Raw genomic sequence first — 25,283 nt, forward strand, 5'->3', positions numbered from 1 at the left:
CGCCTCAGGTTAGTGGTGGATCAACCGATGCTGATCGCCGGCAACTCGGTCAGGGTCACGCTCTGCTGTTTGCGCGGCGCCAGAATCTCCGCTTCGCCATCCACCACCAGCTCATCACGCTGGTTGAACACGCGAGTGGCAATACGTACGCGAAACTTCGGCAGTTTCTCGAGAATCTCCAGACGCACGGTCAGGGTGTCGCCAATCTTAACCGGCTTCTGGAAGCTCATCTGTTGGCCGATGTAAATGGTGCCCGGCCCAGGCAACTCGCAAGCCACTGCCGCACTGATCAGTGCGCCGCTGAACATGCCGTGGGCGATACGCTCCTTGAACATGGTGCTGGCGGCGTATTCGGCGTCCAGGTGTACCGGATTGTGGTCGCCCGACATCGCGGCGAACAACTGAATGTCGCGCTCTTCGACGGTCTTGCTGTAGCTGGCGGTCTGGCCGACTTCGAGGGCTTCGTAAGGGGTGTTGGTAACCTGGGTCATCTGTCTCAATTCCTGTGACGAATAAAAAAATTCACAAAAAAGCTATTCGGTTCGGGGTGGCCGGCGGTTGCTCAGGGCCCGGGCGATCCAGGCCAGCACGTCGGCGGTCACTTCATCGCGGTTGCTCTCGTTGAACAGTTCGTGTCGCGCCTGCGGGTAAATAGTCAGTTGCAGGCTCTGGCTGCCGGCCTTGCGCAGGGCATTGGCCAGATCTTTCAGACGTTTGCCTTCGCTCACCGGATCACATTCGCCGCCGATCACCAGCAGTGGCAGGCCCGGATCGATCTGAGCGAGATTGGACGCTTTGCTGATTTGCTGCAACCCGCCGAGCAAATCGATCCACAGTTGATTGGTGCAGCGAAAGCCGCAGAGCGGGTCGTTGGCGTACAGGTCGACTTCCGCCGGATCGCGGCTGAGCCAGTCGAACCGGGTGCGCGCCGGGTTGAATTTCTTGTTGAACGAGCCGAATGACAACCATTCGATCAACGCGCTGCGGCCCTTGGGGCCTTGGCGCATACGTTCGAAGCGGGCGATTTGACGCGCTGCGCGATAAAGCGCCGCGGGCTGGAAGTTCGAACCACTGAGAATCGCCCCGTGCAGGCTGGCGCTGTGGTGCAGCAGATAACCCTGGGCGATGTAGCTGCCCATGCTGTGACCCAGCAGCACAATCGGCACGCCGGGATGCTGCTGGCCGATGTGCTGGTTAAGGCACGCCAGGTCGCCTACCACTTTGACCCAGCCGTCGGTGTCGGCGAAATGACCGAGGGTCCCGCTTTCGGCAGTTTTGCCATGTCCGCGCAAGTCCGGTGCATACACGCCGTAGCCCTGATCGCAGAATTTTTTCGCCAGGCGTGCATAGCGGCCGCTGTGTTCCGCCATGCCGTGAGCCAACAGGATCACGGCCTTCAGACTGCCTGCCGGTAGCCACTGGTTGACGAAGAGACGGCTGTGGTCGCTGGTGGTCAGCCAGAAAGTGTTGTGGATCATCGCGGTTCCTTTCCATAGAGGCGGCAGTGCTGCAAGGGATACGGCTTGGTTGCATTGTATAGCGCATCCTGCATCGGGCGTCTGATCAGCTCACGCCACGGCAGGAAGATTCACACGATCTATGACGCCCGTGTGCATATTTGCCTGATTCGCCATAGCTGCTAGTGTCCGTGAAGCTCCGCTTTTCGCTTTTCTGCTTGTAGAGGGATATCGAGAGAAATGACAGAAAAGCGGCCCCGGATAGGTTCAGGTAAAGAGGACAAGAACAATGCAACCTGATTTCTGGAATGACAAACGCCCGGCCGGCGTGCCCCTGGACATTGAAGCGGGTGCCTACAAGTCGGTGATCGAGGTGTTCGAACGTTCCTGCAAGAAGTTTGCTGACCGCCCGGCGTTCAGCAACATGGGTGTCACCCTGACCTACGCTGAACTGGAACGCTATAGCGCGGCCTTCGCCGGTTACCTGCAAGCCCACACCGACCTGGTGCCGGGGGATCGCATCGCGGTGCAGATGCCCAACGTCCTTCATTACCCGATCGCCGTGTTCGGCGCGTTGCGCGCCGGGTTGATCGTGGTCAATACCAACCCGCTGTACACCGCTCGGGAGATGCGTCATCAGTTCAAGGATTCTGGTGCCCGAGCGCTGGTGTACCTGAACATGTTCGGTGCCAAGGTCCAGGAAGTAGTGCCTGACACCGACCTGCAGTACCTGATTGAAGCGAAGATGGGCGACCTGATGCCTGCCGCCAAGGGTTGGCTGGTCAACACCATGGTCAGCAAGGTCAAGAAAATGGTCCCGGCCTATCATTTGCCCCAGGCGATTTCCTTCAAGAGTGCGCTGCGCCTGGGCCGGGGTCTGGGGATCAAGCCGCTGAACGCCGGCCTCAATGACATCGCGGTGCTGCAATACACCGGTGGTACCACCGGGCTGGCCAAGGGCGCGATGCTGACCCACGGCAACCTGGTGGCCAATATGCAGCAGGCGCGGGCCTGCCTCAGTCAGACCGCCGTCGACGGCCACCCGCTGCTGCGCGAAGGACAGGAAGTGATGATCGCGCCGCTGCCGCTGTACCACATCTATGCCTTCACGGCGAACTGCATGTGCATGATGGTGACGGGCAACCATAACGTGCTGATCACCAATCCGCGGGACATCGGCGGCTTTATCAAGGAACTCAAGAACTGGCGGTTTTCGGCACTGTTGGGCCTCAACACGCTATTTGTCGCGCTGATGGATCATCCCGATTTCAAGACCCTGGATTTCTCCAGCCTCAAGCTCACCAATTCCGGCGGCACCGCGCTGGTCAAGGCCACTGCCGAGCGCTGGGAGCAACTGACCGGGTGCCGCATCACCGAAGGCTACGGTCTCACGGAAACCTCGCCAGTGGCTTGCACCAACCCCTATGGCGACCAGTCGCGCATCGGCACGGTCGGTTTGCCGGTGCCGGGCACCACGCTGAAGGTCATCAACGATGAAGGCGTCGAGCAGCCGTTGGGCGAGCGCGGCGAACTGTGCATCAAGGGCCCGCAGATCATGAAGGGCTACTGGCAGAAGCCCGAAGCCACCGCTGAAGTGCTGGATGCCGAGGGCTGGTTCAAGTCCGGTGACATCGCGGTGATCGACCCTGACGGGTTTGTACGCATTGTCGATCGCAAGAAGGACATGATCATCGTCTCGGGTTTCAACGTGTACCCCAACGAGATTGAAGACGTGGTCATGGCCCATCCGAAAGTCGCCAACTGCGCGGTCATCGGGGTGCCGGACGAGCGCTCGGGCGAAGCAGTGAAGTTGTTTGTGGTGGCCCGAGAAACGGGTGTCAGCCTTGAAGAGCTGAAGGCGTACTGCAAGGAAAACTTCACGGCGTACAAAGTGCCCAAGCACATCGTGTTGCGTGAGTCGCTGCCAATGACGCCGGTGGGCAAGATCCTGCGACGGGAATTGCGCGATATCGCCTGATCGGTGAATGGCCGCGCTTGCTCGCGATGGTCTTGAACCATGACGAGTGAAGCCGGATGCCCCGCGGCGGCCTCGAGTTTTTCGCGAGCAAGCTCGCTCCTGCATAGATTTAAGCCCCGATTTTCGGGGCTTTCAGGGCTTTATAGAATTTTTGCTCTAAAATGACCGCTTGTCATTCTTGAGTCACAAAAGTGACCGTAGAGGCCGCTTTTGGCTCTAGTCGACCCTTGGCAAAGCTGCTACTCTCGGCGCGCTTTGTGACTTCTCGGCCTTGTAAAAAGCCAGACTCACCAATAAACAAACACCAATAATAATCGCATCAAATGCGGTGCTGAATTCGCGTTGCTGAGGAGTGGGCTTCCATGAACGAAGACTTTTGGAAGGATAAGTACCCAGCTGGAATTGCTGCCGACATCAATCCAGACGAGTATCCGAATATTCAGGCAGTGTTGAAGCAATCCTGCCAACGCTTCGCCAACAAGCCGGCGTTCAGCAACCTGGGCAAGACAATCACCTACGGTGAACTGTACGAATTGTCCGGTGCCTTTGCTGCTTACCTGCAACAGCATACCGATTTGCAGCCTGGCGATCGAATCGCCGTGCAACTGCCCAACGTGCTGCAGTACCCGATTGCCGTCTTTGGTGCCATCCGCGCTGGCTTGATTGTGGTCAATACCAACCCGCTGTACACCGCGCGGGAAATGGAACATCAATTCAACGATTCCGGCGCCAAGGCCCTGGTGTGCCTGGCCAACATGGCGCACCTGGCCGAGACCGTGGTGCCAAAGACTGGCGTCAGGCACGTGATCGTCACCGAAGTGGCCGACCTGCTGCCACCGCTCAAGCGCCTGTTGATCAACAGCGTCATCAAGTACGTGAAGAAGATGGTCCCGGCGTACCACCTGCCAAAAGCCGTCAAGTTCAATGACGTGTTGAGCAAGGGGCATGGCCAGCCAGTGGCGGAAGCCAGCCCGGCCAGCAGCGACGTGGCGGTGTTGCAATACACCGGCGGAACCACCGGCGTGGCCAAGGGCGCCATGCTGACCCACCGCAACCTGGTGGCGAACATGCTGCAGTGCAAGGCGCTGATGGGCTCCAATCTCAATGAAGGCTGCGAGATCCTGATCACGCCGCTGCCGCTGTACCACATCTATGCGTTCACCTTTCACTGCATGGCGATGATGCTGATCGGCAACCACAACATCCTGATCAGCAACCCGCGCGACCTGCCGGCGATGGTCAAGGAGCTGTCGAAGTGGAAGTTCAGCGGTTTCGTCGGCCTCAACACCCTGTTTGTCGCCCTGTGCAATAACGAAGGTTTCCGCAAGCTGGATTTCTCGGCGCTGAAAATCACCCTGTCCGGCGGCATGGCCCTGCAACTGGCTGCGGCCGAACGCTGGAAAGCGGTCACCGGTTGCGCCATCTGCGAAGGTTACGGCATGACCGAAACCAGCCCGGTGGCGACGGTCAACCCGATCCAGAACATTCAGATCGGCACCATCGGCATTCCCGTGCCGTCGACCCTGTGCAAAGTCATCGACGATGCCGGCGTGGAACGGCCAATGGGGGAAATCGGCGAACTGTGCGTGAAAGGTCCGCAGGTCATGAAGGGCTACTGGCAGCGTCAGGAAGCCACCGATGAAATCCTCGACAGCGAAGGCTGGTTGAAGACCGGTGACATCGCGCTGATCCAGCCCGATGGCTACATGCGCATTGTCGATCGCAAGAAAGACATGATCCTGGTGTCCGGTTTCAACGTGTACCCCAACGAGCTGGAAGACGTACTGGCGACCCTGCCGGGCGTGTTGCAATGCGCGGCCATTGGTATTCCGGACGAGAAGTCGGGGGAGGCGATCAAGATCTTCATCGTAGCCAAACCGGGCGTGACCCTGACCAAGGAACAGGTGATGGAGCACATGCGCGCCAACGTCACCGGCTACAAGGTGCCGCGCTCCGTGGAGTTCCGCGATGCATTGCCGACCACCAACGTTGGCAAGATCCTGCGTCGCGAGTTGCGGGATGAAGAGTTGAAGAAGATCAAGGCGAAGAACGCCGCCTAATCAAAGAGCCCCGCCGATGCGGGGCTTTTTGTTAGTACTCTTGTGGCGAGGGTTATTGGCGGAACGGCGCGAAATTGACGTTGGTGCCCGCCGGGCGCATGTCCTGCAGGTACGAGTCCTTGTCGGCGCTCAGTTCCAGGCTCAATGCAGCCTTGCGCTTGCCCTGGTTGCGCACCACCAGGCCTTCGAGTTTCTCGCGCAGGAATACCGTTGGCACTTTCAGGTGCAACAGCTCGTCGGTTTCCGGGGTGTGCATCAGCAGGTGAATCCACTCGTACTGACCAATGGCCAGACGCGCGACCGGAATATCGAACCACCAAATGTTGCGGTTGCGGTTCAATTCAGTGAAATGGCAGTTGTTGACGCCAAGCACAGCACCGCCGAGTTCCTGGTTTCTGCGGGCAATGGCCTGCTTTTTATCGAGTTTCATAACATTCCTACGGGATTGGATCTTCAGCGCCATGGCCTGAATACGTTGCGCATTCTCGGGGGTTGTCGGGCAAACATAAAGCCCAACCTGCGTTGAACGATGAAATGGCGAGGTGAAAATAAATGAAACTCCGTGCAAACGCCTCCGGTCAACCTTGTGTAACGACCTTTTTCATCGAGATGTTCACAGGAGAAACACCATGAGCAGCACTGGCGATAAAGTTAAAGGCATGGCCAACGAAGCAGCCGGTAACGTCAAGCAAGGCGTGGGCAAAGTCACCGGTAATGACAAAATGCGCGCCGAAGGCGTGATGCAGGAAAAGAAAGGCGAAGCCCAACAAGCCGTTGGTAAAGCCAAGGATGCCCTGAAGAAAGGCATCGATAAGGCGTAACTCAGCCTTTAATAAAGGCAAGAAACGGCCATCCGCGGATGGCCGTTTTTGTGTCAGCCTGAACTTGAACCCTGAAATTGTTTCAAAGTCGCCAGCTAGAGTATTTTGATGTAGAAAACGGCCCTTGAGTCGCCACGACTTAACCCACCATTTTGTTTGCGGCGAATGGAGACGCTAATGATTTTCCCGGACATGAAAGGTCTGCCCTTGCATCGTGTGATGGTGCGCACGGTCACCGAGTTCATCGACGACGAGATGTCGACCTATGCCTCGGCGCTGGCCTATCAAATGCTGTTTTCGCTGTTTCCGTTCATTCTGTTCCTGATCGCCCTGATCGGTTTCCTGCACTTGCCGGACTTCTTCTCCTGGCTGCGCCTTCAATCTGAACTGGTACTGCCGCCTCAGGCCCTGGAGCAAGTGAACCCGGTGATCGACCAGCTCCAGCAGTCCAAGGGTGGGCTGCTTTCAGTGGGTATCGTGATCGCCCTGTGGACGGCCTCGGCTGGCGTGCGGCTGATGATGAGCGCGATGAACGCCGCCTACGATGTGGTCGAAGGCCGGCCGGCGTGGAAGCGTTTTCCGCTGTCGATCATCTACACCGTCGGCGTCGCCGGCATGCTGTTGATTGCCGCCGCGCTGATGGTGCTCGGGCCACAAGTGATGGGCTGGATCGCGTCGCAAGTCGGCCTCGAATACTTCATCGTCACGCTGTGGACCATCGCGCGCTGGCCGGTGATCGTGATTCTGTTGATGGTGGCCGTGGCCCTGATCTACTACGTGATGCCCGACGTCAAACAGGAGTTCCGCTTCATCACGCCGGGCTCGGTGCTGGCGGTGGTGGTGTGGATCATCGCGTCCCTGGGCTTCGGTTTCTACGTCAAGGAGTTCGCCAACTACAACGCCATGTATGGCAGTATCGGCGCGATCATCGTGCTGTTGCTGTACTTCTATATTTCTTCCGCGGTGCTGCTGCTCGGTGCCGAGATGAATGCGGTGATCGAGCACATGTCCAAGGAAGGCAAGGACCCGGGTGAAAAAGTCCCCGGCGAGCACGGCCCGAGCATCGAACCCAAACACCATGTGTCGGGACTGGGCCGGGATCACTCGCTCAAACCGACCACTGACGAAGCCTGACCATGATCCGTGAAATTCTGAAAATGGGCGATGAGCGCCTGCTGCGCATTGCCCCGCCAGTGCCGGCCGAGATGTTCGACAGCCCGGAACTGTGGCAATTGATCGACGACATGTTCCAGACCATGGAAAGCGTGGGCGGTGTCGGCCTGGCTGCGCCGCAGATCGGTGTCGATCTGCAACTGGTGATCTTCGGCTTCGAGCACAGCGAGCGCTATCCGGATGCCGAAGCGGTGCCGCAGACGATCCTGATCAATCCGTTGATCACCCCGCTGAGTCCGACCCTGGAAGAGGGCTTCGAAGGTTGCCTGTCGGTGCCCGGTTTGCGCGGCGCCGTGGATCGTTATCAACACATTCGCTACGAGGGCTTCGACCCCAAGGGCGAGCCCATCGTGCGCATCGCCTCCGGGTTCCATGCGCGAGTGGTGCAGCATGAGTGCGACCACCTGATCGGCCGGTTGTACCCGTCGCGCATCCGCGATTTCAGCAAGTTCGGGTTTACCGAGGTGATGTTTCCGGACCTTGATCCGAACGCCGACGATTAACGACGCAAAACCCTGCAGGCGCTGGCTTGTCAGCAACAGCGACGGAGCCATCACCGCCTGGAGCCGACAAGCCGGCTTCAGGCGGGCGTCACTTTGCAGGTTTTACAAACCGCAGCGTCATCCGCTCCGACTTTCCGATCACCCTGTGGTCCTGACCAATGGTTCCAGGCCCATGGCGATCATCGGTTTGCTGCGGGCATAACGGCTCAGGCGCTCGGCCATGGCATAGGGCATCTCTGGATCGAAGACAAAGCCGCGACGCTCATAAAAACCGCGCAAGTCCGGGTGGCAGAACAGCCAGACGGGGTTTTCGGCGTCCTTCACCGCGGCGGCGATCAACGCAGCAGCGATGCCTTGCCCGCGACAGGCCGGATCGACAAACAACCCCGTCAGCCAATGCCCGCCGGACACCGGACGCAAACACAACGCCCCGACGATTTCGTCGCGCCGGGCAACCCACAATTGCGCGTCGCGGACCGCTTTCATCGAGGATTGGTGGGCGCGATAAAACTTGTTCATCAACGGCCATAACGGCTCATCGAGCCGGGTGTATTGAGTGTTGGGCATGGGACCGGACTGTCGGTGTGCAAAGCGGGCGATTATAAAAGAACGGGACCCCAAGGATAGGTGTATACCTGATCTCACATCCCGTGTGAGTGGAGTACGCATCATGTCCAAAGGTATGGATTCAAAGAAAGCAGCGAAGAAAAAACCGGCAAAAACCGCCATTGAGAAGCGTGCGGAGAAGAAGGCCAAGAAGGTCGATATTTTCGGTCATTGATCCCGTGATCAGGGAGCCCGGTCCTCGGGCTCCCGTTGTTCGTCCAGTGAAAAAATCTGCAAGAAAACCCGGCGTCGTTGCACAGAAGGGAATTGATCCCGATCCGAGCAACGCCATGCCCCATTACTTCGATGCTGCCCACCGAGAAGAAATCGAGACCCTGCGCCAACGCCTGACGGCTCGCACCGAGTGGCCGACCTGGCTGTTGCTGATCGGCGTTTATGGCGCCTGGTTCGGCATTGTCCTGGCCAGCCCGCAGTTGGGCCTGTGGTGGAGCACGTTGTTGCTGATTCCCCTGGTGGTGCTGTGGCTGTCGGTGCAGCATGAATTGCTCCACGGTCATCCCACGCGCTGGCCAGCGCTGAACAAAGTCCTCGGCTACGCGCCATTCGCCGTCTGGTATCCCTACACCCTGTATCGCGACAGCCATTTGCTGCATCACCGCGATGAAGACCTGACCATCCCCGGTCGCGATCCTGAAAGCCGCTACCTGAGTGCCGAGCAATGGCAGGGCAGTTCGTTGTTCGAGCAGGGCCTGCATCGGCTGAACAAAACCGTGCTCGGCCGCTTCGTCATCGGTGCGCCACTGGCCTTGCTGGCGTTGGTCCGGGAGACGCTGCAACGGCTCAAAAACGGCGATCGCCAGGCCTGGCTGATGTGGCTCAGCCATAGTGCGCTGACGCTGCTCATGTTGCTGTTCATTGCGCGCTTCAGCCTGATACCGGTGTGGCATTACCTGTTGCTGATCAGTGTGCCGGCGCTGTCGATTGCGATGATCCGCTCCTACTATGAACATCGCCCGCACGCGGCACCGCAGCAACGCACGGTACTCAACGAAGCGGCGTGGCCCTGGCGCTGGCTGTTTCTCAACCTCAACCTGCACCTGGTGCACCATGATTTGCCGGGGTTGCCCTGGTGACCTGCCACGGGCCTATCGCGCCCGACGCGAGCAATGGCTGGCGCGCAGTGGAGGGTTTCTGGTGCAGGGGTATGGTCAGTTGTGGCGCGAACATTGGGCGAAGGCCATCGACAGTCCACAGCATCCGTTTCACCGAGACTTGCCCGCTCCTACGGGGGAGTTTGTTGCAGGGAAGATTTTTGATGACTCAAGACATTGCTGAATTACTGATGTACGTCGCTCCCGAGCCCATCCGCCAGGCTAACGAACGCTGGCTGGCGCAGATCGTTGGGCGGCTGGGCGTCACGCGTCGTCATGTCGAGGATCTGCCATTGCTGGAACTCTGGCGATCCCCGCAACTGCTGTTGACCCAAACCTGCGGCTACCCGCTGATGACGGCATTGCGCGGTCAGGTGCGGTTGGTGGGGCGGCCACGCTATGAGCTGGCGGACAGCACCGACGGCCATCATTGCAGCCTGCTGGTGAGCCGGGCCATCAATACACGGCGAGCCCTGGCGGATTTTCGCGACAGCCGTGGCGTGATCAATGGCGAAGACTCCAACAGCGGCATGAATCTGCTGCGTCATCGGCTGGCGCCCTTGCAGCGCGACGGGCGGTTTTTTGCCCAGGTCGGCATCAGCGGCAGCCACCGCGAAAGCCTGCGCTGGTTGCGCGAAGACCTGGCCGACCTGGCCGCCATCGACAGCGTGACCTTCGCCTATCTGGCGCGCCACGCCGAGGAAGAAGTGGCGGGTTTGCGTGTCGTCGCTCGCAGCGCCTTCAGCCCGACCTTGCCGTACATCACAGCTGCCAAGCTTAACGATGAGCAGGTCGAAGAACTTCGACGGGTGATGAATCAAACGTTGCACGAATTACCGGATGTAGCGGAGTTACTGGGTTTGCGAGAGGTGTTGCCTGCCAGTGAAAGCGACTATCAGGTGGTTCTCGACTATCAGATGGAAGCCGAGGCGTTGGGGTATGGGCGGTTGCGCTGAGCTTTTGGATGGGCGTCGACAGATCCATTTTTTCGCGGGCGAGCCGCGTCTGTGGGAACGTGGCTTGCTCGCGATGGGATTGATCAGACGGCGATCAGTTAAATTCCATAATGGAATATAAAAATGACATTTAAATATTATTAATGAATAAGGCTCCTTGCTAGGATCGCGGCACCGGACCACCGGACATTCAGCGACCCCTGACCTTTGGAGCCTCTATGTCCGGCGCCGACTTTTCCCATCGCAACGACGTGGGCGGATTGTTCCGCGCCCATTACCCCTGGCTTTGCACTCGATTGCGCCAGTATCTGGGTTCTGCTTCCAGTGTCGAAGACATTGCCTCCGACACCTTTGTGCAGTTGCTCGAGTCGCCCGCAGCCCTCTCCATCCGAGAGCCTCGTGCGTTGTTGACCACCATTGCGCGGCGCCTGATCTATCAGCGCTGGCGCCGTCGCGACCTGGAACGTCGCCACCTCGATCAGTTGCAACAGGTTGAACGGTTATCGGCGCCTTCGCCTGAAGAACTGGCGCAACTGACCCAGGCCTTACATGGCCTCGAGCGCTCCTTGGCGCGTCTTCCAGGCAAGGTCCGGGCAACCTTTCTGCTGTCGCGGATCGACGGTTTGACCTACCCGCAAATTGCCGCCGAACTGGGCATTTCCCAGCGTTCGGTCAGCACCTATATGACTCGCTCCCAAGCCCTGTGCACCCAGCTCATCGCTAACCAATCCCTGAACCCGTTACTCCTGACCCAGAGGTCCGCATGAAATCGATCAAAACCCTGCTCGGCAGTTCACTGCTGGCCCTGAGCCTGATGGCCAGCCAGGCACCGGCGGCGCAAAAAACCGCGCCCATCGACTTCGGCGACATCACGTGGGAGAGCGGCAGTCTGATTACCGAAATCCTGCGCCTGATCGTCGAAAAGGGTTACGGCTATCCGACTGACACCTTGCCGGGCAGCACCGTCAGCCTTGAGGCGGCGCTGGCCAAAAATGACATTCAAGTGATCGGCGAAGAATGGGCCGGGCGCAGTCCGGCGTGGGTCAAAGCCGCGGCGGAGGGCAAAGTGTTTGGCCTGGGCGACACGGTCAAGGGGGCCACCGAAGGCTGGTGGGTGCCGGAATATGTGATCAAGGGCGATCCACAGCGCGGCATCAAACCCCTGGCACCGGATCTGAAATCCGTGGCCGACCTGGCGCGTTACAAGGACGTGTTCCGCGATCCCGAAGACCCGAGCCGTGGGCGCTTCCTCAACAGCCCCACCGGCTGGACCTCGGAGATCGTCAACAGTCAGAAACTCAAGGCCTATGACCTGACGGCCAGCTACGTCAACTTCCGTACCGGCTCTGGCGCGGCGCTGGATGCCGAAGTGGCTTCGTCGATTCGTCGGGGTAAACCGGTGCTGTTCTATTACTGGTCACCGACGCCGCTGCTGGGGCGTTTCAAACTGGTCAAACTCGACGAGCCGGCCTTCGATGCCGACGCCTGGAAAACCCTGGCCGATGCCAGCAACCCGCACCCCAAAGGCACCCGCTCGATGCCGGCTAGCCTCGCCATTGGCGTGTCCGCACCGTTCAAGGCGCAGTACCCGGACCTGGTGGCGTTCTTCGAGAAAGTCGATCTGCCGATTGATCTGCTGAACCAGACCCTGGGCCAAATGAGTGAAAAACGACAAAAGCCGCGAGAAGTCGCCGAAGGTTTTTTGCGTGATCAACCGCAGGTCTGGAAAGGCTGGGTGCCGGGTGAAGTGGCCAGCAAGGTGAGCGCGAGCTTGTAGTTATTGGACTGAAGACTTCGCGGGCCTGCCCGCGAAGCGGTCAGCAGCCTTATCCCTCCCATGGCGCGGTCAGCGCCGGTCGTGTCAGTCCATCGACGACACGCATTGTCAGCCCTTTCCGCTGAACCGATTTTGTCCTCAATACTGGCCGACTAGTGGCCTTGCTTAGCCATGACGGCTGTCTATGCTCATCTGTAACTAACTATGTCGGTGGCCTTCGGGTGACCGGCGTTTAACCGTGAGAGTGCGCATTCCAAGGCACCGAGGCGGGGCAAAATGGAGCAATCGGGTAAAGGGAGTTTGCTTTTGAGTACGTTAGGGCTGGCCCGATTCCGGGCTATCAAGAGAAGGATGTCTTGATAAGAGTGTCGTTAAAAGGACCCTCCGATTAAACATCATTTATCACCTGACAAGTCCTTCCCGTGGAGGGGCGCGTGTACCTGTTCTGTGGAACGTAGTGGTGGATGTGAAAGATCAGCAACTTTCATTAATCAAAAGACCGCGCTCAAGGTGGTACGAACATGTTCAACCTACATCACAAGGCTGACCTGCAGGAAATCGAACGTTTCAGCTGTGCGCTGGGCGAGGCCAACGCCAAGTTGGCCGCCATCAGCCGTTCGATGGCGATGATTGAATTTACCCCGGACGGCATTGTGCTCGATGCCAATGAAAACTTTTGCAGCGCCATGGGTTACAGCGTTGAAGAAGTCCGCGGCAAGCACCACCGGATATTTTGTGAAGAGGCGTTTTACCGCAGCGAAGAGTACGCCAAGTTGTGGCGCGACCTGGCCCGTGGCGAACCCGTCAGCGGCACCTTTTTGCGCTTGAACAAGGGCGGCAAGGAGATCTGGCTCGAGGCCAGCTACATGCCGGTGTACGGGCCAGACCGGCAAGTACGCAGTGTGATTAAAATCGCCACCGACATCTCCGCCAGAGTCTACGAAGAACATCAAAACGAAAGCATGCTCGCGGCGATCGGGCGTTCCATGGCGGTGATCGAGTTCACCCCCGACGGCAAGGTGATCACGGCCAACGAAAACTTCCTGAAAACCATGCACTACTCGCTCAATGAAATCGTCGGCCAGCATCACAGTATGTTTTGCCACCGCAGCGAAAGTGAATCGCCCAACTACAGAGCGTTCTGGGCCTCACTCAATCGCGGCGAATACCACTCGCACCGATTCGAACGCAAGGACAAGTTCGGCCACATGGTTTATCTGGAGGCGTCCTACAACCCGTTGTTCGACACCAAAGGCCGGCTGTACAAAGTGGTGAAGTTCGCCAGCAACATCACCGAGCAGGTCACCACCCTGCAAACGGCCGCGGAATCGGCCCACAGCACCTCGGTTCAAAACGACGCCTGCGCGCGCAAAGGATCGGAGGTGGTGCAGCAAACGGTGCAGATCATCCAGGACATTTCCCGGGACTTGAACGAAGCGGCGGTGAGCATCGATGCCGTCAGCAAACAGTCCGACATCATCGGCACCATTGTGCAGACCATTCGCGGCATTGCCGATCAGACCAACCTGCTGGCCCTCAACGCCGCGATCGAGGCAGCCCGTGCTGGCGAGCATGGGCGCGGGTTCGCGGTGGTGGCCGACGAAGTGCGCAGCCTGGCCGCACGCACCAGCCAGGCGACGGTGGAAATTGTCGAAGTGGTGCGCAAGAACCACGATTTGTCATTGAGCGCGGTGTCGAGCATGCAGTCGAGCTTGAGTCGAACCGGGCTCGGGGTAGAGCTGGCAAATGAGGCGGGGGAAGTGATTCTGGAGATTCAACAAGGGTCGCGGCATGTGGTGGATGCCATCAGCCAGTTCAATTCGACCTTGCAGTTGAATTAATTGTGATCCGATGAAAGGGGCCCCGGAAGAGGCCCCTTTTGGTTCCGGCGCCATCAAAGCGAAGCGAGGAACTTGTCGACCACCTGGCTGCTGCCTTTATCTCTGCTGCCGGTGTCTTTCTCGGTCTGCGCCAGTTTCACCTTGTCTTGCATACGCTCGGCGATCTCTTTGCCGATCGCCAATTGTTGCGCAGGAGGCATGGCTTTCACATCGTCTTCCGTGAGTCCCATCCCTTGCAGAATATCGTCGCGCAAACGCTGTTCGGGCGATTTGCTCATGTAGTCCTTGAATTCGTCGGTGGCCGAGCCACTGCCGACCTTGTCCTGGGTGTCGGCCGGTGAGCTTGCAGTCGTCGCTTGCAGGTTCACGCGGGTCTTGGCGAAGGCTTCATCCAGGTTGTCGCTGATCGTGCTGGCCTGGCTGACCTGCTGAGTGGCGATTTGGGTGGCGGATGCCTGCACCTGCTCGCTGGCCTGCGCGGTTTGCGACTGCACATTGTTTTGCAGCGCTTGCATCATGGCGCCTTGAAGGCCGCCCTGAAGTCCGGCAGCGGCTTCGGCGTTCGGATCTTCACCGAGCCGTTTGGCGAGTGGCATGACCATGTTCGATTTTGCACTGACCAACATGATATGTAGACCTTGTGGGTAATGGCGGTGCTGTGCGTTGAGCAATTAGCATGCCTATAAGGAAAATATCTTATATATCAGTGTCTTGAGTGATTTTTTCAGGCGGGCAACGAGCGTTTTCGGTCAAGCCTTGCCGCCAAACGGCAGAGTTCTACCGCAAGGGCTCACTGGCACCCTCAAGGCAGGCCATTGCAGCAATGCTTGAGGAATCCAGGGTGCTGCGCCAAACGCCTGAAATACTCGTCGATGGCCGGGAAATCGGGGCGTTCGATCGGCGTCATCAACCAGCGATTGACTGACAGCCCGACGACGATATCGGCCAAGGTGAATTTTGGCCCGGCAACATAAGCCTTGGTACTTGCCAGCTGATGCTCGAGGATGCCCATTTTCTGATTCCAGCCACGCACGCTGACCTCCACTCGATGCGGGTCCTGGAACTCCGGATCCTTGCGCACCAATGCCATGAACGCATAGCTCCAGGACGCATTGAGCTCGATCGCCTGCCAATCCATCCACTGTTCCACCCGGGCGCGCGCGGCTGGATCGGTGGGCAGCAGTTCAGCATGGTGATGGTGGTGTTTGCCGGCCAGGTAGCGGCAGATGGTGTTGGACTCCCACAGCACCCCGTTCTCATCGATGATCACCGGTACCTGCGCATTGGGATTGAGCCGCAGAAACTCGGGGCTGTGGGTCGAGGCAAAACCGCTGCCCCAATCCTCACGCGTGTAGGACAGGTCCAGCTCCTCGCACGTCCACAAGACCTTGCGGACGTTGATCGAGGAGGCTTTACCGAGAATTTTCAGTGCATGTTCCATTTTGCGACTCCGTTAGCGAATTGACGCGCTACGGGAGACTGGCAGGGTGCGGACCGGTTGGCGACATTCGTTGTTCTGAAAAGGTTAGTTGAAATCCTATGGTCCGTCCTTACGTGCTCTCGCGCACCTTCAACTCGAACCCCATGTCCTGCACCGGTTTGGCCACGGTGTTGCCGGCCATCAGCGTCAACATTTGCTCCGCCGCACGACGACCAATCGCCTCGCGCGGGGTGTTGATGCTGCTCAGGCGCGGGACCATGTGTTCCGACATGGGCAGGTCGTTGAAGCCGAGAATCGCCACCTGCCCGGGGATCTTGATCCCGCAGCGCATGGCTTCGAGCAATGCTCCCTGGGCCAGGTCGTCGTTGCCGAAGAAAATCGCATCGACATCGGGATGACTGGCGAGCAGTTGCAGGAACAGTTCGCCGCCCAGGCCGACCGAGGAGGCGCGCGGGGTCAGGACTTCCAGGTCCGGGTCATACAACCCGGCCTTTTGCAGGGCCTTGCGGAAACCTTCGCCGCGCAGCAGCGTGCGCTGGTCGAGTTGCGCGCCGATGTAGGCCAGGCGCTTGCGCCCGCGGGACAGCAAGTGTTCGGCCGCCGTTTCGCCGGCAGCCAGTTGCGAAAAACCTACGCAATTGAGTCCGGCGGCGCTGTCGAGCTCCATCATGTAGACGCAGGGGATGTTGCTCGCTTCGATCATCCGCCGCGAACTTTCCGTGCGGTCGAAACCGGTCAGCAGCAAGCCGCGCGGCTGATAGGCCATGTAGTTGCGCAGCAGGTTTTCTTCTTCGTCGCGGGAATAGTGGAAGTTGCCGATTAGCACTTCGAAGCCCTTGGGACGCAGCACCTGATGAATGGCTTCCAGGGTGTCGATGAACAACAGGTTGGACAGCGACGGCACCAACACCACCACCGAATGGCTCTGGGCCGAGGCCAGGGCGCGGGCAGCCGGGTTGACCACGTAGTTGAGTTCAAGCGCCGCTTTCTGGACTTTTTCCACCAGTTCAGCGGCCACGGTGCTGACGCCGCGCAGGGCGCGCGAAGCGGTAATCGGGCTGACGCCGGCCAGTCGGGCTACTTCGTTCAGGGTAGGGCGGCCAGTGGTTCGTGTGTTTTTATCGTTTTTGGTTGAGATCATCGACGGCTTGCCAAACAAAATTCAAGGCACTAAGGTAGCGCTGTCTCGATGCAGCTGCAAATGCGTGAGCGAGGGTTTGCCTGATCCTCGCTTTTTGGCGTTGGGAACGAACATGCTGCAACCCACAAAAATGACAAGAAGGCGTCGGCAACTTCTACTTTTGGTCTAGTGTCATAACTGGCAAAGGTAGCGCTGTCTGCGCGCTGAGGTGTTACATGAATCATCCCATCACCGCCCTGGTCATCATGGGCGTTGCCGGTTGCGGCAAGACGTGCGTCAGCGAGGCCCTGTGCCAGCTCAGCGGCGCCACTGCCATTGAAGGCGACACTTTTCACCCTGCCGCCAATATCGAAAAGATGAGCGCGGGCATCCCCCTGAACGATGAAGACCGTGCCGGCTGGCTCGACAGCCTGTGCGATGAGTTGCGTCGCGTGGACGCCCTGGGTCAGCGCCCGGTGCTGACGTGCTCGGCGCTCAAGCACATTTACCGCGAACGCCTGCGCAGTGCCTTGCCGGGCCTGGGTTTCGTGTTTCTTGAACTGACCCCTGAAGTCGCCGCCGACCGTGTTTCCCACCGGCCGGATCACTTCATGCCGTCGACCCTGATCGACAGCCAGTTCGCCACCCTCGAATCCCCCGTCGGCGAGCCCCTGACCCTGGCCCTCGATGCATCGACCCACAGCGTCGATGAGCTGGCCGTGCAGGCGCACCACTGGTGGCTGGCCCATGGCTTGAAACGTGCCGGTTGATTTTGCTCGCAGAGATAGCGCTGTCCTTATGACTTTCGAATTACCCGCTTTAATAACAACAACAACCAGGAGACACCCCTAATGTTTGGCATGTCCCACGAGACGTTCCTGCTGCTCGATGCAGTGGTCACGGTGATCGGGCTCATCGTTCTGATCACCAAGTTCAAGTTGCATCCCTTTCTTGCCCTGATCATCGCCGCAGCCTTCCTCGGGCTGACTTCCGGCATGCCAATCGGCACCATCATCAAGGCGTTCCAGGACGGCTTCGGTGGCGTGCTCGGTTTCGTCGGGATCATCCTCGCGCTGGGTACCATGCTCGGCAAAATGATGGCCGAGTCGGGCGGGGCGGACCAGATCGCCCAGACCCTGATCCGCGCCTTCGGCAAAGATAAAGTGCAGTGGGCCATGATGTTCGCCGCGTTCCTGGTGGGCATCCCGCTGTTCTTCGAAATCGGCTTCGTGCTGCTGATTCCGCTGGTGTTCATCGTTGCCCGTCGTACTGGTGTGTCGATCATCAAGATCGGCATCCCGTTGCTGGCCGGCCTGTCCGCCGTCCATGGCCTGGTGCCGCCGCACCCGGGTCCGCTGCTGGCGATCGGCGTTTTCGGTGCCGACATCGGCAAAACCATTCTGTACGGTCTGATCGTTGCGCTGCCGACGGCCATCATCGCCGGCCCGATCTACGGCACCTTCATTTCCAAGTACATCCCGGGCAAACCTAATCAGGAACTGGTGGATCAACTGGCTCGCGAGCCGGAAGCCGGCGATCTGCCGAGCTTCGGCATCACCCTCGTCACCGTGCTGCTGCCGGTGTTCCTGATGCTGCTCAAGACCTTTGCCGACGTAGTGCTGCCCGATGGCAACTTCTTCCGCACCTTCATGGACCTGATCGGTCACCCGATCTCGGCCTTGCTGCTGGCCTTGCTGTTGTCGCTGTATACCTTCGGCTACAAGCAGGGCATCGGTTCCAGCCAGATGATGAAATGGCTGGACGCGAGCCTGGCGCCGACCGCCGCGATCATCCTGATCATCGGTGCCGGTGGTGGCTTCAAGCAGATGCTGGTGACCAGTGGTGTGGGTGACGTGATCGGCCACATGGCAGTGAATGCGCAGATCTCGCCGATCCTGCTGGCCTGGCTGGTGGCGGCGGTGATCCGCATCGCGACCGGTTCGGCAACCGTGGCGACCATCACTGGCGCAGGCATCGTGGTGCCGGTGGTGGGGATGATTCCGGGCGTGAACCGTGAGCTGCTGGTGCTGGCCACCGGTGCCGGTTCGTTGATCCTGTCCCACGTCAACGACGCCGGTTTCTGGCTGGTGAAGCAGTACTTCAACATGACCGTGGCGGAAACCTTCAAGACCTGGACCGCGATGGAAACCATCCTGTCGGTGGTGGGCCTGGGCTTCATTCTGCTGTTGTCGTTGTTCGTTTAAAGCTAAACGCCAGACACAAAAAAACCGCAGCGATGCGGTTTTTTTGTGGGTGATTTATTTGTAGGAGCGAGCTCGCGAAGGTGTGTCAGCTGCATACACGTTAACTGACCCACCATCGCGAGCAGGCTCGCTCCTACAGGGTTTTCTGTCAGGCGCTGGATTTGGCGATCAACCCATCGGCCCGGAACATCCCGCGAATGCCGCGAACGGCCTGACGAATCCGGTCCTGGTTTTCGATCAGCGCGAAGCGAACATGATCATCCCCGTACTCACCAAAACCCACGCCTGGCGAGACACAGACCTTGGCTTCGGCCAGCAGTTTCTTGGCGAACTCCAGCGAACCCAGATGGGCATACGCCTCGGGAATCTTGGCCCAGACGTACATCGACGCTTTTGGATTCTCGACCATCCAGCCCAGCTCATGCAGGCCTTTGACCAGCACGTTACGGCGCTGGCGGTATTGCTCGGCGATGTCGAGCACGCATTGCTGGTCGCCCTCGAGGGCTGCAATCGCCGCGACTTGCAGCGGGGTGAAGGTGCCGTAGTCGTGATAACTCTTGATCCGTGCCAGGGCGTTGACCAGTTCCGGGTTGCCGACCATGAAACCGATGCGCCAGCCCGCCATGTTGTAGCTCTTGGACAGGGTGAAAAACTCCACCGCAATGTCCTTGGCGCCCGGCACCTGCATGATCGACGGGGCTTTCCAGCCGTCGTAGACGATGTCGGCGTAGGCCAGGTCATGCACCACCAGCACGTCGTACTGCTTGGCGAGGGCAATCACCCGCTCGAAGAAATCCAGCTCCACGCACTGCGCGGTGGGGTTGGACGGGAAGCCGAGGATCATCATTTTCGGCTTCGGAATCGAGCCGCGAATCGCGCGCTCCAGTTCGGCGAAGAAATCCACGCCCGGCACCAGCGGCACCGAACGCACCTGGGCGCCGGCAATCACGGCACCGTAGATGTGAATCGGGTAGCTCGGGTTCGGCACCAGCACGGTGTCGCCCTGGTCGAGGGTCGCCAGCATCAGATGCGCCAGGCCTTCCTTGGAACCGATGGTGACAATGGCTTCGGTTTCCGGGTCGATGTCGACCTCGTAGCGATCCTTGTACCAGTTGGAAATCGCCCGGCGCAGGCGCGGAATGCCCTTGGACGTCGAGTAGCCATGGGTGTCTTCGCGCTGGGCGACGGTCACTAGTTTCTCGACGATGTGCGGCGGCGTGGCGCCATCGGGGTTGCCCATGCTCAAGTCGATGATGTCTTCGCCACGACGACGGGCAGCCATCTTCAGCTCGGCGGTGATGTTGAAAACGTAAGGGGGGAGTCGATCTATGCGCGCAAAGCGGCGCGGCGAACCTTGTTCGGCCATTGTTGCCTCGGATAACGTAAGCGCCCGGAACCGTCCGAGCGACGCTGGTCACTGCGGTGACCTGTGCGGAATGTACGGTCAGCTGTGGCAGACTGTCCAGCCTCCATGTAAACAAATTTTTCCGAAGGAATTGGGACGATGGAATTCACCAGTGGCTTCTTGCTGAGCCTTTCGCTGTGCCTGGACATTGGCGTGGCCAATATCGCCATGATCACCCTGGCCATGCAGCGCGGCTATTTTCAAGGCTTTGCACTGGGCTTGGGCACCTGCGTCGGCGACCTGATCTACGCGGTGCTGGCGCTGGCCGGCATGACGGTTTTGCTGCAATACGAAACCGTGCGTTGGGTACTGTGGATCGGCGGTTCGGCGATGCTGGTGTATTTCGCGGCGAAGATGATTTATTCGGCGATCCATCATGAAGCGCTGTTGGCCGAAACCGCCGAGGTAGGTCACAACTCGCACCGCAAGGAGTTTTTCCGCGGGATCTTCCTGGCCATGTCCTCGCCCAGCGCGATTCTCTGGTTTGCCGCGGTGGGTGGCACGTTGATCGCGCGATCAGGCGGCGGTGGCCCGCTCAGTTCGGCGCTGTTCCTCGGCGGTTTTCTCTGCGCCGGTTTGCTGTGGTCCGCCGGCCTGTGCTTTGCCGCGAGCCATGGCGGCAAGTTGCTCGGCGACAAGCTGCTGCGTTACTCCTACATGGCATCGGCGGCGATCTTCTGCTATTTCGCGGTGTACGTGATTCTTTCTGGCTACAACGAGTTCGTCGGTGCGGCCGCCGTCGAACAGTTGCACGCGCTGTAGGTGGGCGAAACGGGTTTGGCTTCTATACTCCCAGCCGAACCCCTTTTTCCTTCCAGGAGTCGAGTCATGGATGAGCAAAAAAGCGTCGAATTGTTGGAACCCCGCTTCGAACACGGACACTTCCTGCTGATTGCAGGGCTTGGCGGCCCCTTCACCCCGCAGACCACCGCAGGCATTCCCGCGCTCTGGGAAAAATTCGGTCCCCACATCGGCAACGTGCCGGGTCAAAAGGGGGAAGTCACCTACGGCGTCTGCTGCAATTTCGATGGCAAGGGTGGCTTTGATTACATCGCCGGGGTCGAGATCAGCAAGCTCGATGATTTGCCCGAGCAATACCGTTGGGTAGAAATTCAGCCGCAGTATTACGCGGTGTTCGAGCACAAGGGGCCGCTGGACGCCTTGCCGCAGACCTTTCGCTACATCTGCGATACCTGGTTGCCTCAGTCCGGGCACGAAGCGGCGGACGCCCCGGAATTCGAACGCTACAGCGAAGACTTCAACCCCAGGCTCAACACCGGAAAGCTGGAAATCTGGCTGCCGATCAAGGCCTGATCAGCCGCATCGAGAGACGTATCGACGATTCGTCTCTCGATGTCACGGGGAGGCTGATTTATGATCCCCGGCTTTCCCATCGCTGATTCCGAGTTGCCATGAACACCGTCATCCGAAACGTCCTGCCCGCCGATCTGGACCGCTGCTACGCCATCGAAACCGTTGCCTACGAAGGCGATGAAGCGGCGACGCGGGAAAAAATCGCCACCCGCATCGCCACGTGGCCCGAAGGTTTCATCGTTGCCGAAGTGGACGGCGTGGTGGCCGGTTTCATCAATTCCGGTGCGGCGTTTCAGGTGGAGATGTCGGACGAAGCGTTCAAGGAACTGATCGGCCACGACCCGGCCGGGCCCCACGTGGTGATCATGTCGGTGGTGGTGCATCCGGATTATCAGGGGCAGGGCCTGGCCAAGCGTTTGATGGGCGAGTTCATCGAGCGCATGCGCGCAATGGGCAAGACCAGCGTCAACCTGATGTGCAAGGAACGGCATATCCCGCTGTACGCCGGGTTCGGCTTTGCCTACGTCAAGCCATCGGCCTCGGACCATGGCGGCATGGCGTGGCATGAGATGGTGCTCAGTCTCTAAACCCGACCAGACTCCCAGGTGCGTGGCGGGCCTAGAACATCAACCCCATCCGCCGCTCATAACCGATCCGTCCCTTGTACGCCTCGCCGCTGTCGACAAAACCATATTTGACATACAGGGCAATGGCCGCTGCGTTGTCCGCATCCACCGACAGCTCCAGCCCGCGAATTTCCGGCCAGGCCTGGCGGGCCGCTCCGGGCAAGTCCTGCAGGCAAGCCTTGCCATAGCCCTTGCCCTGGGCGCGCTGATCGACCTGCAAGGCGTGCAGGGTGGCGCTGTGTTCGTCGGCCCAGGCGGGTAATACCGGCGGGCGCTTGAGCAGCAGGAAGGCCACGGGAATCGCGTCGGCCAACAGGGCAAATCCTTTGACGCCGGGGCCGGGCCTGGACAGCAGGGTGTGCAATGCACCGTGGATGTCACCAGAAAATCTGATTTGTTCCGGATGCACTTCGATGGCCTCGACCTGCTGACGCTGCAGCGCATTCAGGCTTTCGTAAGGCACGAGTCGGGCTGTCACTGGAGTGTCCTTTTTCCAACGGAAATGAGCCTCGGATTCTAGCGAGTTTGCGTTCATGGATTATTTTTATTTCGGCTGTCGATCGGATGGATCGCCAGACGACTAAGGGTGTCTTCACAACAAAAACCACGGAGAACCACCATGAACGCCACACACGAAATCCAGACCCTGATCGATACTTACCGTCAGGCGGTCATCGCCAAGGACGTCGAGAAAATCATGGCCCTGTACGCCGACGACATCGTCTCCTACGACGCGGTCAAGGCGTTGCAGTTTCGCGGCAAGGCCGCCTACCGCGCACACTGGCTGGAATGCATGGAAATGTGCCAGGGCCCGCACACCTTTGACTTCGACCACACCAACATCGTGGCCGACGAGCACATCGCCTTTGCCCATTGGCTGGCGCACTGCGGCGGCACCAATGACAAGGGTGAAACCCAGGCATGCTGGATGCGCGTGACGGCCTGCTACCGGCGTGAGGCCGGACAATGGCGCATTGTCCACGAACACTGGTCGGCCCCCTTCGACATGATGAGCGGTACGGCCCTGTTCAACCTGGAGCCCTGAACGTCGGGCTGTTGATCGGGAAGCCGCGCCAAACGGCCAATTCACGGCCATAGTTGATCTTCGATCCTGGAGAAGCTCATGAAATATTTATGCCTGGTCTACAGCGACGAGCACCTGCTGCATTCGTTGCCGGACAGCCCGAAGGACGCGGAGTGCATGGCGTACGCCGAGTCGATCCAGGGCAGTGGCCGGATGGTCGCCGCCGAGGCGCTGGAGTCGGTGCAGACTGCCACCACCGTGCGCATGCGCAACGGCAAGTTGTCGATCACCGACGGCCCGTTCGCCGAAACCAAGGAGCAACTGGCCGGCTTCTACCTCATCGATGCCAAGGACCTCAACGAAGCGATTCAGGTCGCCGGTGACATCCCGGCGGCGCGGGTCGGTTGTGTCGAAGTGCGCCCCGTTCGCCAGTTGAATCCTTGAGATGACGGTGTCGGTCAAGGAGCGAGTCGAGCAGGTTTATCGTGAGGAGTCGCGACGGATTCTGGCGACACTGATCCGCTTGCTCGGCGATTTCGACCTCGCCGAAGAAGCCTTGCATGAGGCGTTTTTCATTGCGGTCGAGCGCTGGCAACGGGACGGTGTGCCGGACAATCCGCGGGCATGGCTGGTGTCCACCGGGCGCTTCAAGGCCATCGATGTGTTGCGCCGACGGGCGCGCTTCGCTGCGTCTCGTCCGCTGTTGATCGCTCAGTTGGAAGAGCTGGAGCAGGCCGACTGGAGTGACGAGGACGTGGAAGACGACCGCCTGCGGCTGATTTTCACCTGCTGTCACCCGGCACTGGCGGCGGACGCGCAGGTACCGCTGACCCTGCGGGAAGTTTGCGACCTGACCACGGAAGAAATTGCCCGGGCCTTTCTCTCGGCACCGGCGACCATCGCCCAGCGCATCGTGCGCGCCAAGGCGAAAATCCGTGACGCGAAAATCCCTTATCAGGTGCCGACCCTGGCGGAACTGCCCGAACGCCTCGACAGTGTGTTGCGGGTGATTTACCTGGTGTTCAACGAAGGTTATTCGGCGTCCATCGGCGCGCAGGTGACCCGCGAAGACTTGACCCGTGAGGCCATTCGGCTCGGTCGTTTGCTCATGGAGTTGTTGCCGGAGCCGGAGGTGATGGGGCTGTTGGCGCTGATGCTGTTGCATGAATCGCGGCGCCCGGCGCGCACCTCCTCGAGTGGCGAGTTGATCCTGCTGGATGATCAGGATCGAACGTTGTGGGACAGTCAGATGATCGCCGAAGGCAGTGCGTTGGTGGAGCGGGCGCTGGGCACTCGGCGATTCGGTCCTTATTGCCTGCAAGCGGCGATTGCAGCGGTGCATGCCGAAGCGCCGTCGGTGGAGCAAACCGACTGGACGCAGATTGTCGGTCTCTATGACGTGTTGCTGCGCGCGGTACCTTCGCCGGTGATCGAGTTGAATCGCGCCGCAGCCCTGTCGAAGCGGGATGGGCCGTTGGCGGGGTTGGCGCTGGTCGAGGCGATTCTGGAGCGCGGTGAGCTGCTGGATTATCACTTGGCCCATTCGGCGCGGGCGGAGTTTTGCCGGCAGTTGGGGCGGGTGGAGCAGGCTCGGCAGGCGTATGAGCGGGCGCTGGAGTTGACTCGGCAGGAGCCGGAGCGGCGCTTTATCCGGGGGCGGCTCAGGGGGTTGAGGTGATGCGGGTGTATCGGCGGCCTCTGGGCCGACCGGGTTTTGGGTTGATTGCGTACATATCCATTGCTGCGGTAACGGCGGCTGGCGGTTTCGCCCTTACGGCCATCCCTTTCAAGGTCTTTTCGTTTTGGCGGCCTTGATTACCCTGTCCGTTGAAACATGAGCATGCACCGCTGTGCCTTGGACCCAC

General features: G+C 59.5%; 25 protein-coding genes and 3 pseudogenes. 19 read left to right on the plus strand and 9 right to left on the minus strand.

From position 1 onward, the window contains the following. Positions 1-20: 20 nt before the first annotated feature. Positions 21-491, minus strand: a complete 471-nt coding sequence (locus tag F7R06_RS28425) for a MaoC family dehydratase (protein ID WP_090324707.1) — start codon at positions 489-491, stop codon at positions 21-23. A gap of 42 nt (positions 492-533) precedes the next feature. Next, positions 534-1,478, minus strand: a complete 945-nt coding sequence (locus F7R06_RS28430) for an alpha/beta hydrolase (RefSeq protein ID WP_090324706.1) — start codon at positions 1,476-1,478, stop codon at positions 534-536. 268 nt (positions 1,479-1,746) lie between these two features. Here F7R06_RS28430 and fadD2 point away from each other — a divergent pair, with 268 nt between their 5' ends. Both fadD2 and fadD1 read left to right on the plus strand, forming a co-directional pair. Next, positions 1,747-3,435 carry a long-chain-fatty-acid--CoA ligase FadD2 gene (fadD2, locus tag F7R06_RS28435; protein WP_090324704.1) on the plus strand — a complete coding sequence of 563 codons (1,689 nt, stop codon included), beginning with the start codon at positions 1,747-1,749 and terminating at the stop codon, positions 3,433-3,435. Positions 3,436-3,797: 362 nt separating this feature from the next. Continuing rightward, positions 3,798-5,495 (plus strand): long-chain-fatty-acid--CoA ligase FadD1, encoded by a 1,698-nt coding sequence (gene fadD1 / locus F7R06_RS28440; protein WP_090324703.1) that lies wholly within the window; start codon positions 3,798-3,800, stop codon positions 5,493-5,495. A gap of 52 nt (positions 5,496-5,547) precedes the next feature. Here fadD1 and F7R06_RS28445 read toward each other — a convergent pair whose 3' ends face one another. Next, positions 5,548-5,925, minus strand: a complete 378-nt coding sequence (locus F7R06_RS28445) for a hypothetical protein (RefSeq protein ID WP_090324700.1) — start codon at positions 5,923-5,925, stop codon at positions 5,548-5,550. 199 nt (positions 5,926-6,124) lie between these two features. Here F7R06_RS28445 and F7R06_RS28450 point away from each other — a divergent pair, with 199 nt between their 5' ends. The 3 genes from F7R06_RS28450 (at position 6,125) to def (ending at position 7,992) form a co-directional block, all read left to right on the plus strand. Beyond that, entirely contained in the window at positions 6,125-6,316 is a 192-nt protein-coding gene (locus tag F7R06_RS28450; RefSeq protein WP_090324694.1) for a CsbD family protein, read from the plus strand. Positions 6,317-6,493: 177 nt separating this feature from the next. Beyond that, positions 6,494-7,450, plus strand: coding sequence for a YihY/virulence factor BrkB family protein (locus F7R06_RS28455; RefSeq protein WP_090324693.1), 957 nt, complete (start codon positions 6,494-6,496; stop codon positions 7,448-7,450). Positions 7,451-7,452: 2 nt separating this feature from the next. Next, positions 7,453-7,992, plus strand: coding sequence for a peptide deformylase (gene def, locus F7R06_RS28460; protein ID WP_090324691.1), 540 nt, complete (start codon positions 7,453-7,455; stop codon positions 7,990-7,992). A gap of 138 nt (positions 7,993-8,130) precedes the next feature. Here the strand turns inward: def and F7R06_RS28465 are convergent, their stop codons facing one another. Further along, positions 8,131-8,559, minus strand: coding sequence for a GNAT family N-acetyltransferase (locus F7R06_RS28465; protein ID WP_090324689.1), 429 nt, complete (start codon positions 8,557-8,559; stop codon positions 8,131-8,133). A 329-nt stretch (positions 8,560-8,888) separates the two neighbouring features. Between F7R06_RS28465 and F7R06_RS28470 the strand changes: the two are divergent. The 6 genes and pseudogenes from F7R06_RS28470 to F7R06_RS31630 form a co-directional block, all read left to right on the plus strand. Continuing rightward, positions 8,889-9,825 (plus strand): annotated as a pseudogene (locus tag F7R06_RS28470) (fatty acid desaturase); the annotation flags it as partial. Between the two features lie 49 nt (positions 9,826-9,874). After that, the gene (locus tag F7R06_RS28475) at positions 9,875-10,666 is read left to right on the plus strand and encodes a phosphate/phosphite/phosphonate ABC transporter substrate-binding protein (RefSeq protein WP_090324687.1); all 792 of its coding nucleotides are present in this window, start codon (positions 9,875-9,877) and stop codon (positions 10,664-10,666) included. Positions 10,667-10,884: 218 nt separating this feature from the next. Next, positions 10,885-11,433: a sigma-70 family RNA polymerase sigma factor gene (locus F7R06_RS28480; protein WP_090324686.1), complete on the plus strand. Its 549-nt coding sequence runs from the start codon at positions 10,885-10,887 to the stop codon at positions 11,431-11,433. Next, complete coding sequence (locus F7R06_RS28485; protein WP_090324684.1) at positions 11,430-12,443, plus strand: ABC transporter substrate-binding protein; 1,014 nt, start codon at positions 11,430-11,432, stop codon at positions 12,441-12,443. The genes F7R06_RS28480 and F7R06_RS28485 overlap by 4 nt, the downstream gene beginning before the upstream one ends. A 521-nt stretch (positions 12,444-12,964) precedes the next feature. After that, positions 12,965-13,741: pseudogene (locus F7R06_RS31625) on the plus strand (PAS domain-containing protein); the annotation flags it as partial. A 126-nt stretch (positions 13,742-13,867) separates the two neighbouring features. Continuing rightward, positions 13,868-14,284 (plus strand): annotated as a pseudogene (locus F7R06_RS31630) (methyl-accepting chemotaxis protein); the annotation flags it as partial. A 53-nt stretch (positions 14,285-14,337) separates the two neighbouring features. On the opposite strand, the gene F7R06_RS28495 reads toward F7R06_RS31630, so the two are convergent. From F7R06_RS28495 to gntR, 3 genes are all read right to left on the minus strand, one after another. Further along, complete coding sequence (locus tag F7R06_RS28495) at positions 14,338-14,910, minus strand: hypothetical protein (RefSeq protein WP_090324680.1); 573 nt, start codon at positions 14,908-14,910, stop codon at positions 14,338-14,340. 176 nt (positions 14,911-15,086) lie between these two features. Continuing rightward, complete coding sequence (locus F7R06_RS28500; RefSeq protein WP_090324678.1) at positions 15,087-15,725, minus strand: glutathione S-transferase family protein; 639 nt, start codon at positions 15,723-15,725, stop codon at positions 15,087-15,089. Between the two features lie 109 nt (positions 15,726-15,834). Beyond that, positions 15,835-16,866 (minus strand): HTH-type transcriptional regulator GntR, encoded by a 1,032-nt coding sequence (gntR, locus tag F7R06_RS28505; RefSeq protein ID WP_090324676.1) that lies wholly within the window; start codon positions 16,864-16,866, stop codon positions 15,835-15,837. Positions 16,867-17,081: 215 nt separating this feature from the next. Here gntR and F7R06_RS28510 point away from each other — a divergent pair, with 215 nt between their 5' ends. Together F7R06_RS28510 and F7R06_RS28515 are read left to right on the plus strand one after the other, a co-directional pair. Continuing rightward, entirely contained in the window at positions 17,082-17,615 is a 534-nt protein-coding gene (locus tag F7R06_RS28510; RefSeq protein ID WP_090324675.1) for a gluconokinase, read from the plus strand. Between the two features lie 81 nt (positions 17,616-17,696). After that, a complete protein-coding gene (locus tag F7R06_RS28515) occupies positions 17,697-19,049 on the plus strand; it encodes a GntP family permease (RefSeq protein ID WP_090324674.1) in 1,353 nt (450 codons plus the stop codon). Positions 19,050-19,197: 148 nt separating this feature from the next. On the opposite strand, the gene alaC is transcribed toward F7R06_RS28515, so the two are convergent. Then, positions 19,198-20,415 carry an alanine transaminase gene (gene alaC / locus F7R06_RS28520; protein ID WP_047532424.1) on the minus strand — a complete coding sequence of 406 codons (1,218 nt, stop codon included), beginning with the start codon at positions 20,413-20,415 and terminating at the stop codon, positions 19,198-19,200. Positions 20,416-20,553: 138 nt separating this feature from the next. Between alaC and F7R06_RS28525 the strand changes: the two genes are divergently transcribed. The 3 genes from F7R06_RS28525 to F7R06_RS28535 all read left to right on the plus strand — a co-directional run bounded on the left by F7R06_RS28525 (position 20,554) and on the right by F7R06_RS28535 (position 22,355). Next, positions 20,554-21,216, plus strand: a complete 663-nt coding sequence (locus tag F7R06_RS28525; RefSeq protein WP_090324672.1) for a LysE family translocator — start codon at positions 20,554-20,556, stop codon at positions 21,214-21,216. A 66-nt stretch (positions 21,217-21,282) separates the two neighbouring features. Next, complete coding sequence (locus F7R06_RS28530; RefSeq protein ID WP_090324671.1) at positions 21,283-21,768, plus strand: GyrI-like domain-containing protein; 486 nt, start codon at positions 21,283-21,285, stop codon at positions 21,766-21,768. Between the two features lie 98 nt (positions 21,769-21,866). Further along, positions 21,867-22,355, plus strand: coding sequence for a GNAT family N-acetyltransferase (locus tag F7R06_RS28535; protein ID WP_090324669.1), 489 nt, complete (start codon positions 21,867-21,869; stop codon positions 22,353-22,355). Positions 22,356-22,386: 31 nt separating this feature from the next. Here the strand turns inward: F7R06_RS28535 and F7R06_RS28540 are convergent, their stop codons facing one another. After that, positions 22,387-22,872 (minus strand): GNAT family N-acetyltransferase, encoded by a 486-nt coding sequence (locus tag F7R06_RS28540; RefSeq protein ID WP_090324668.1) that lies wholly within the window; start codon positions 22,870-22,872, stop codon positions 22,387-22,389. A 141-nt stretch (positions 22,873-23,013) separates the two neighbouring features. Here F7R06_RS28540 and F7R06_RS28545 point away from each other — a divergent pair, with 141 nt between their 5' ends. The 3 genes from F7R06_RS28545 (at position 23,014) to F7R06_RS28555 (ending at position 25,096) form a co-directional block, all read left to right on the plus strand. Next, positions 23,014-23,439: a YybH family protein gene (locus tag F7R06_RS28545; protein ID WP_090324666.1), complete on the plus strand. Its 426-nt coding sequence runs from the start codon at positions 23,014-23,016 to the stop codon at positions 23,437-23,439. A 78-nt stretch (positions 23,440-23,517) separates the two neighbouring features. Further along, the gene (locus F7R06_RS28550) at positions 23,518-23,862 is read left to right on the plus strand and encodes a YciI family protein (RefSeq protein ID WP_090324664.1); all 345 of its coding nucleotides are present in this window, start codon (positions 23,518-23,520) and stop codon (positions 23,860-23,862) included. 1 nt (position 23,863) lies between these two features. Then, positions 23,864-25,096: an RNA polymerase sigma factor gene (locus tag F7R06_RS28555; protein WP_090324662.1), complete on the plus strand. Its 1,233-nt coding sequence runs from the start codon at positions 23,864-23,866 to the stop codon at positions 25,094-25,096. Positions 25,097-25,283: the final 187 nt, after the last annotated feature.

Origin of the sequence: Pseudomonas moorei, from assembly GCF_008801475.1 — a bacterium.
GTDB lineage: Bacteria > Pseudomonadota > Gammaproteobacteria > Pseudomonadales > Pseudomonadaceae > Aquipseudomonas > Aquipseudomonas moorei.

Coding starts and splice junctions, on each gene's coding strand:
- F7R06_RS28425 (WP_090324707.1), bottom strand. CDS start 491: ATGACCCAGGTTACCAACACCCCTTACGAAGCCCTCGAAGTCGGCCAG.
- F7R06_RS28430 (WP_090324706.1), bottom strand. CDS start 1,478: ATGATCCACAACACTTTCTGGCTGACCACCAGCGACCACAGCCGTCTC.
- fadD2 (WP_090324704.1), top strand. CDS start 1,747: ATGCAACCTGATTTCTGGAATGACAAACGCCCGGCCGGCGTGCCCCTG.
- fadD1 (WP_090324703.1), top strand. CDS start 3,798: ATGAACGAAGACTTTTGGAAGGATAAGTACCCAGCTGGAATTGCTGCC.
- F7R06_RS28445 (WP_090324700.1), bottom strand. CDS start 5,925: ATGAAACTCGATAAAAAGCAGGCCATTGCCCGCAGAAACCAGGAACTC.
- F7R06_RS28450 (WP_090324694.1), top strand. CDS start 6,125: ATGAGCAGCACTGGCGATAAAGTTAAAGGCATGGCCAACGAAGCAGCC.
- F7R06_RS28455 (WP_090324693.1), top strand. CDS start 6,494: ATGATTTTCCCGGACATGAAAGGTCTGCCCTTGCATCGTGTGATGGTG.
- def (WP_090324691.1), top strand. CDS start 7,453: ATGATCCGTGAAATTCTGAAAATGGGCGATGAGCGCCTGCTGCGCATT.
- F7R06_RS28465 (WP_090324689.1), bottom strand. CDS start 8,559: ATGCCCAACACTCAATACACCCGGCTCGATGAGCCGTTATGGCCGTTG.
- F7R06_RS28475 (WP_090324687.1), top strand. CDS start 9,875: ATGACTCAAGACATTGCTGAATTACTGATGTACGTCGCTCCCGAGCCC.
- F7R06_RS28480 (WP_090324686.1), top strand. CDS start 10,885: ATGTCCGGCGCCGACTTTTCCCATCGCAACGACGTGGGCGGATTGTTC.
- F7R06_RS28485 (WP_090324684.1), top strand. CDS start 11,430: ATGAAATCGATCAAAACCCTGCTCGGCAGTTCACTGCTGGCCCTGAGC.
- F7R06_RS28495 (WP_090324680.1), bottom strand. CDS start 14,910: ATGTTGGTCAGTGCAAAATCGAACATGGTCATGCCACTCGCCAAACGG.
- F7R06_RS28500 (WP_090324678.1), bottom strand. CDS start 15,725: ATGGAACATGCACTGAAAATTCTCGGTAAAGCCTCCTCGATCAACGTC.
- gntR (WP_090324676.1), bottom strand. CDS start 16,866: ATGATCTCAACCAAAAACGATAAAAACACACGAACCACTGGCCGCCCT.
- F7R06_RS28510 (WP_090324675.1), top strand. CDS start 17,082: ATGAATCATCCCATCACCGCCCTGGTCATCATGGGCGTTGCCGGTTGC.
- F7R06_RS28515 (WP_090324674.1), top strand. CDS start 17,697: ATGTTTGGCATGTCCCACGAGACGTTCCTGCTGCTCGATGCAGTGGTC.
- alaC (WP_047532424.1), bottom strand. CDS start 20,415: ATGGCCGAACAAGGTTCGCCGCGCCGCTTTGCGCGCATAGATCGACTC.
- F7R06_RS28525 (WP_090324672.1), top strand. CDS start 20,554: ATGGAATTCACCAGTGGCTTCTTGCTGAGCCTTTCGCTGTGCCTGGAC.
- F7R06_RS28530 (WP_090324671.1), top strand. CDS start 21,283: ATGGATGAGCAAAAAAGCGTCGAATTGTTGGAACCCCGCTTCGAACAC.
- F7R06_RS28535 (WP_090324669.1), top strand. CDS start 21,867: ATGAACACCGTCATCCGAAACGTCCTGCCCGCCGATCTGGACCGCTGC.
- F7R06_RS28545 (WP_090324666.1), top strand. CDS start 23,014: ATGAACGCCACACACGAAATCCAGACCCTGATCGATACTTACCGTCAG.
- F7R06_RS28550 (WP_090324664.1), top strand. CDS start 23,518: ATGAAATATTTATGCCTGGTCTACAGCGACGAGCACCTGCTGCATTCG.
- F7R06_RS28555 (WP_090324662.1), top strand. CDS start 23,864: ATGACGGTGTCGGTCAAGGAGCGAGTCGAGCAGGTTTATCGTGAGGAG.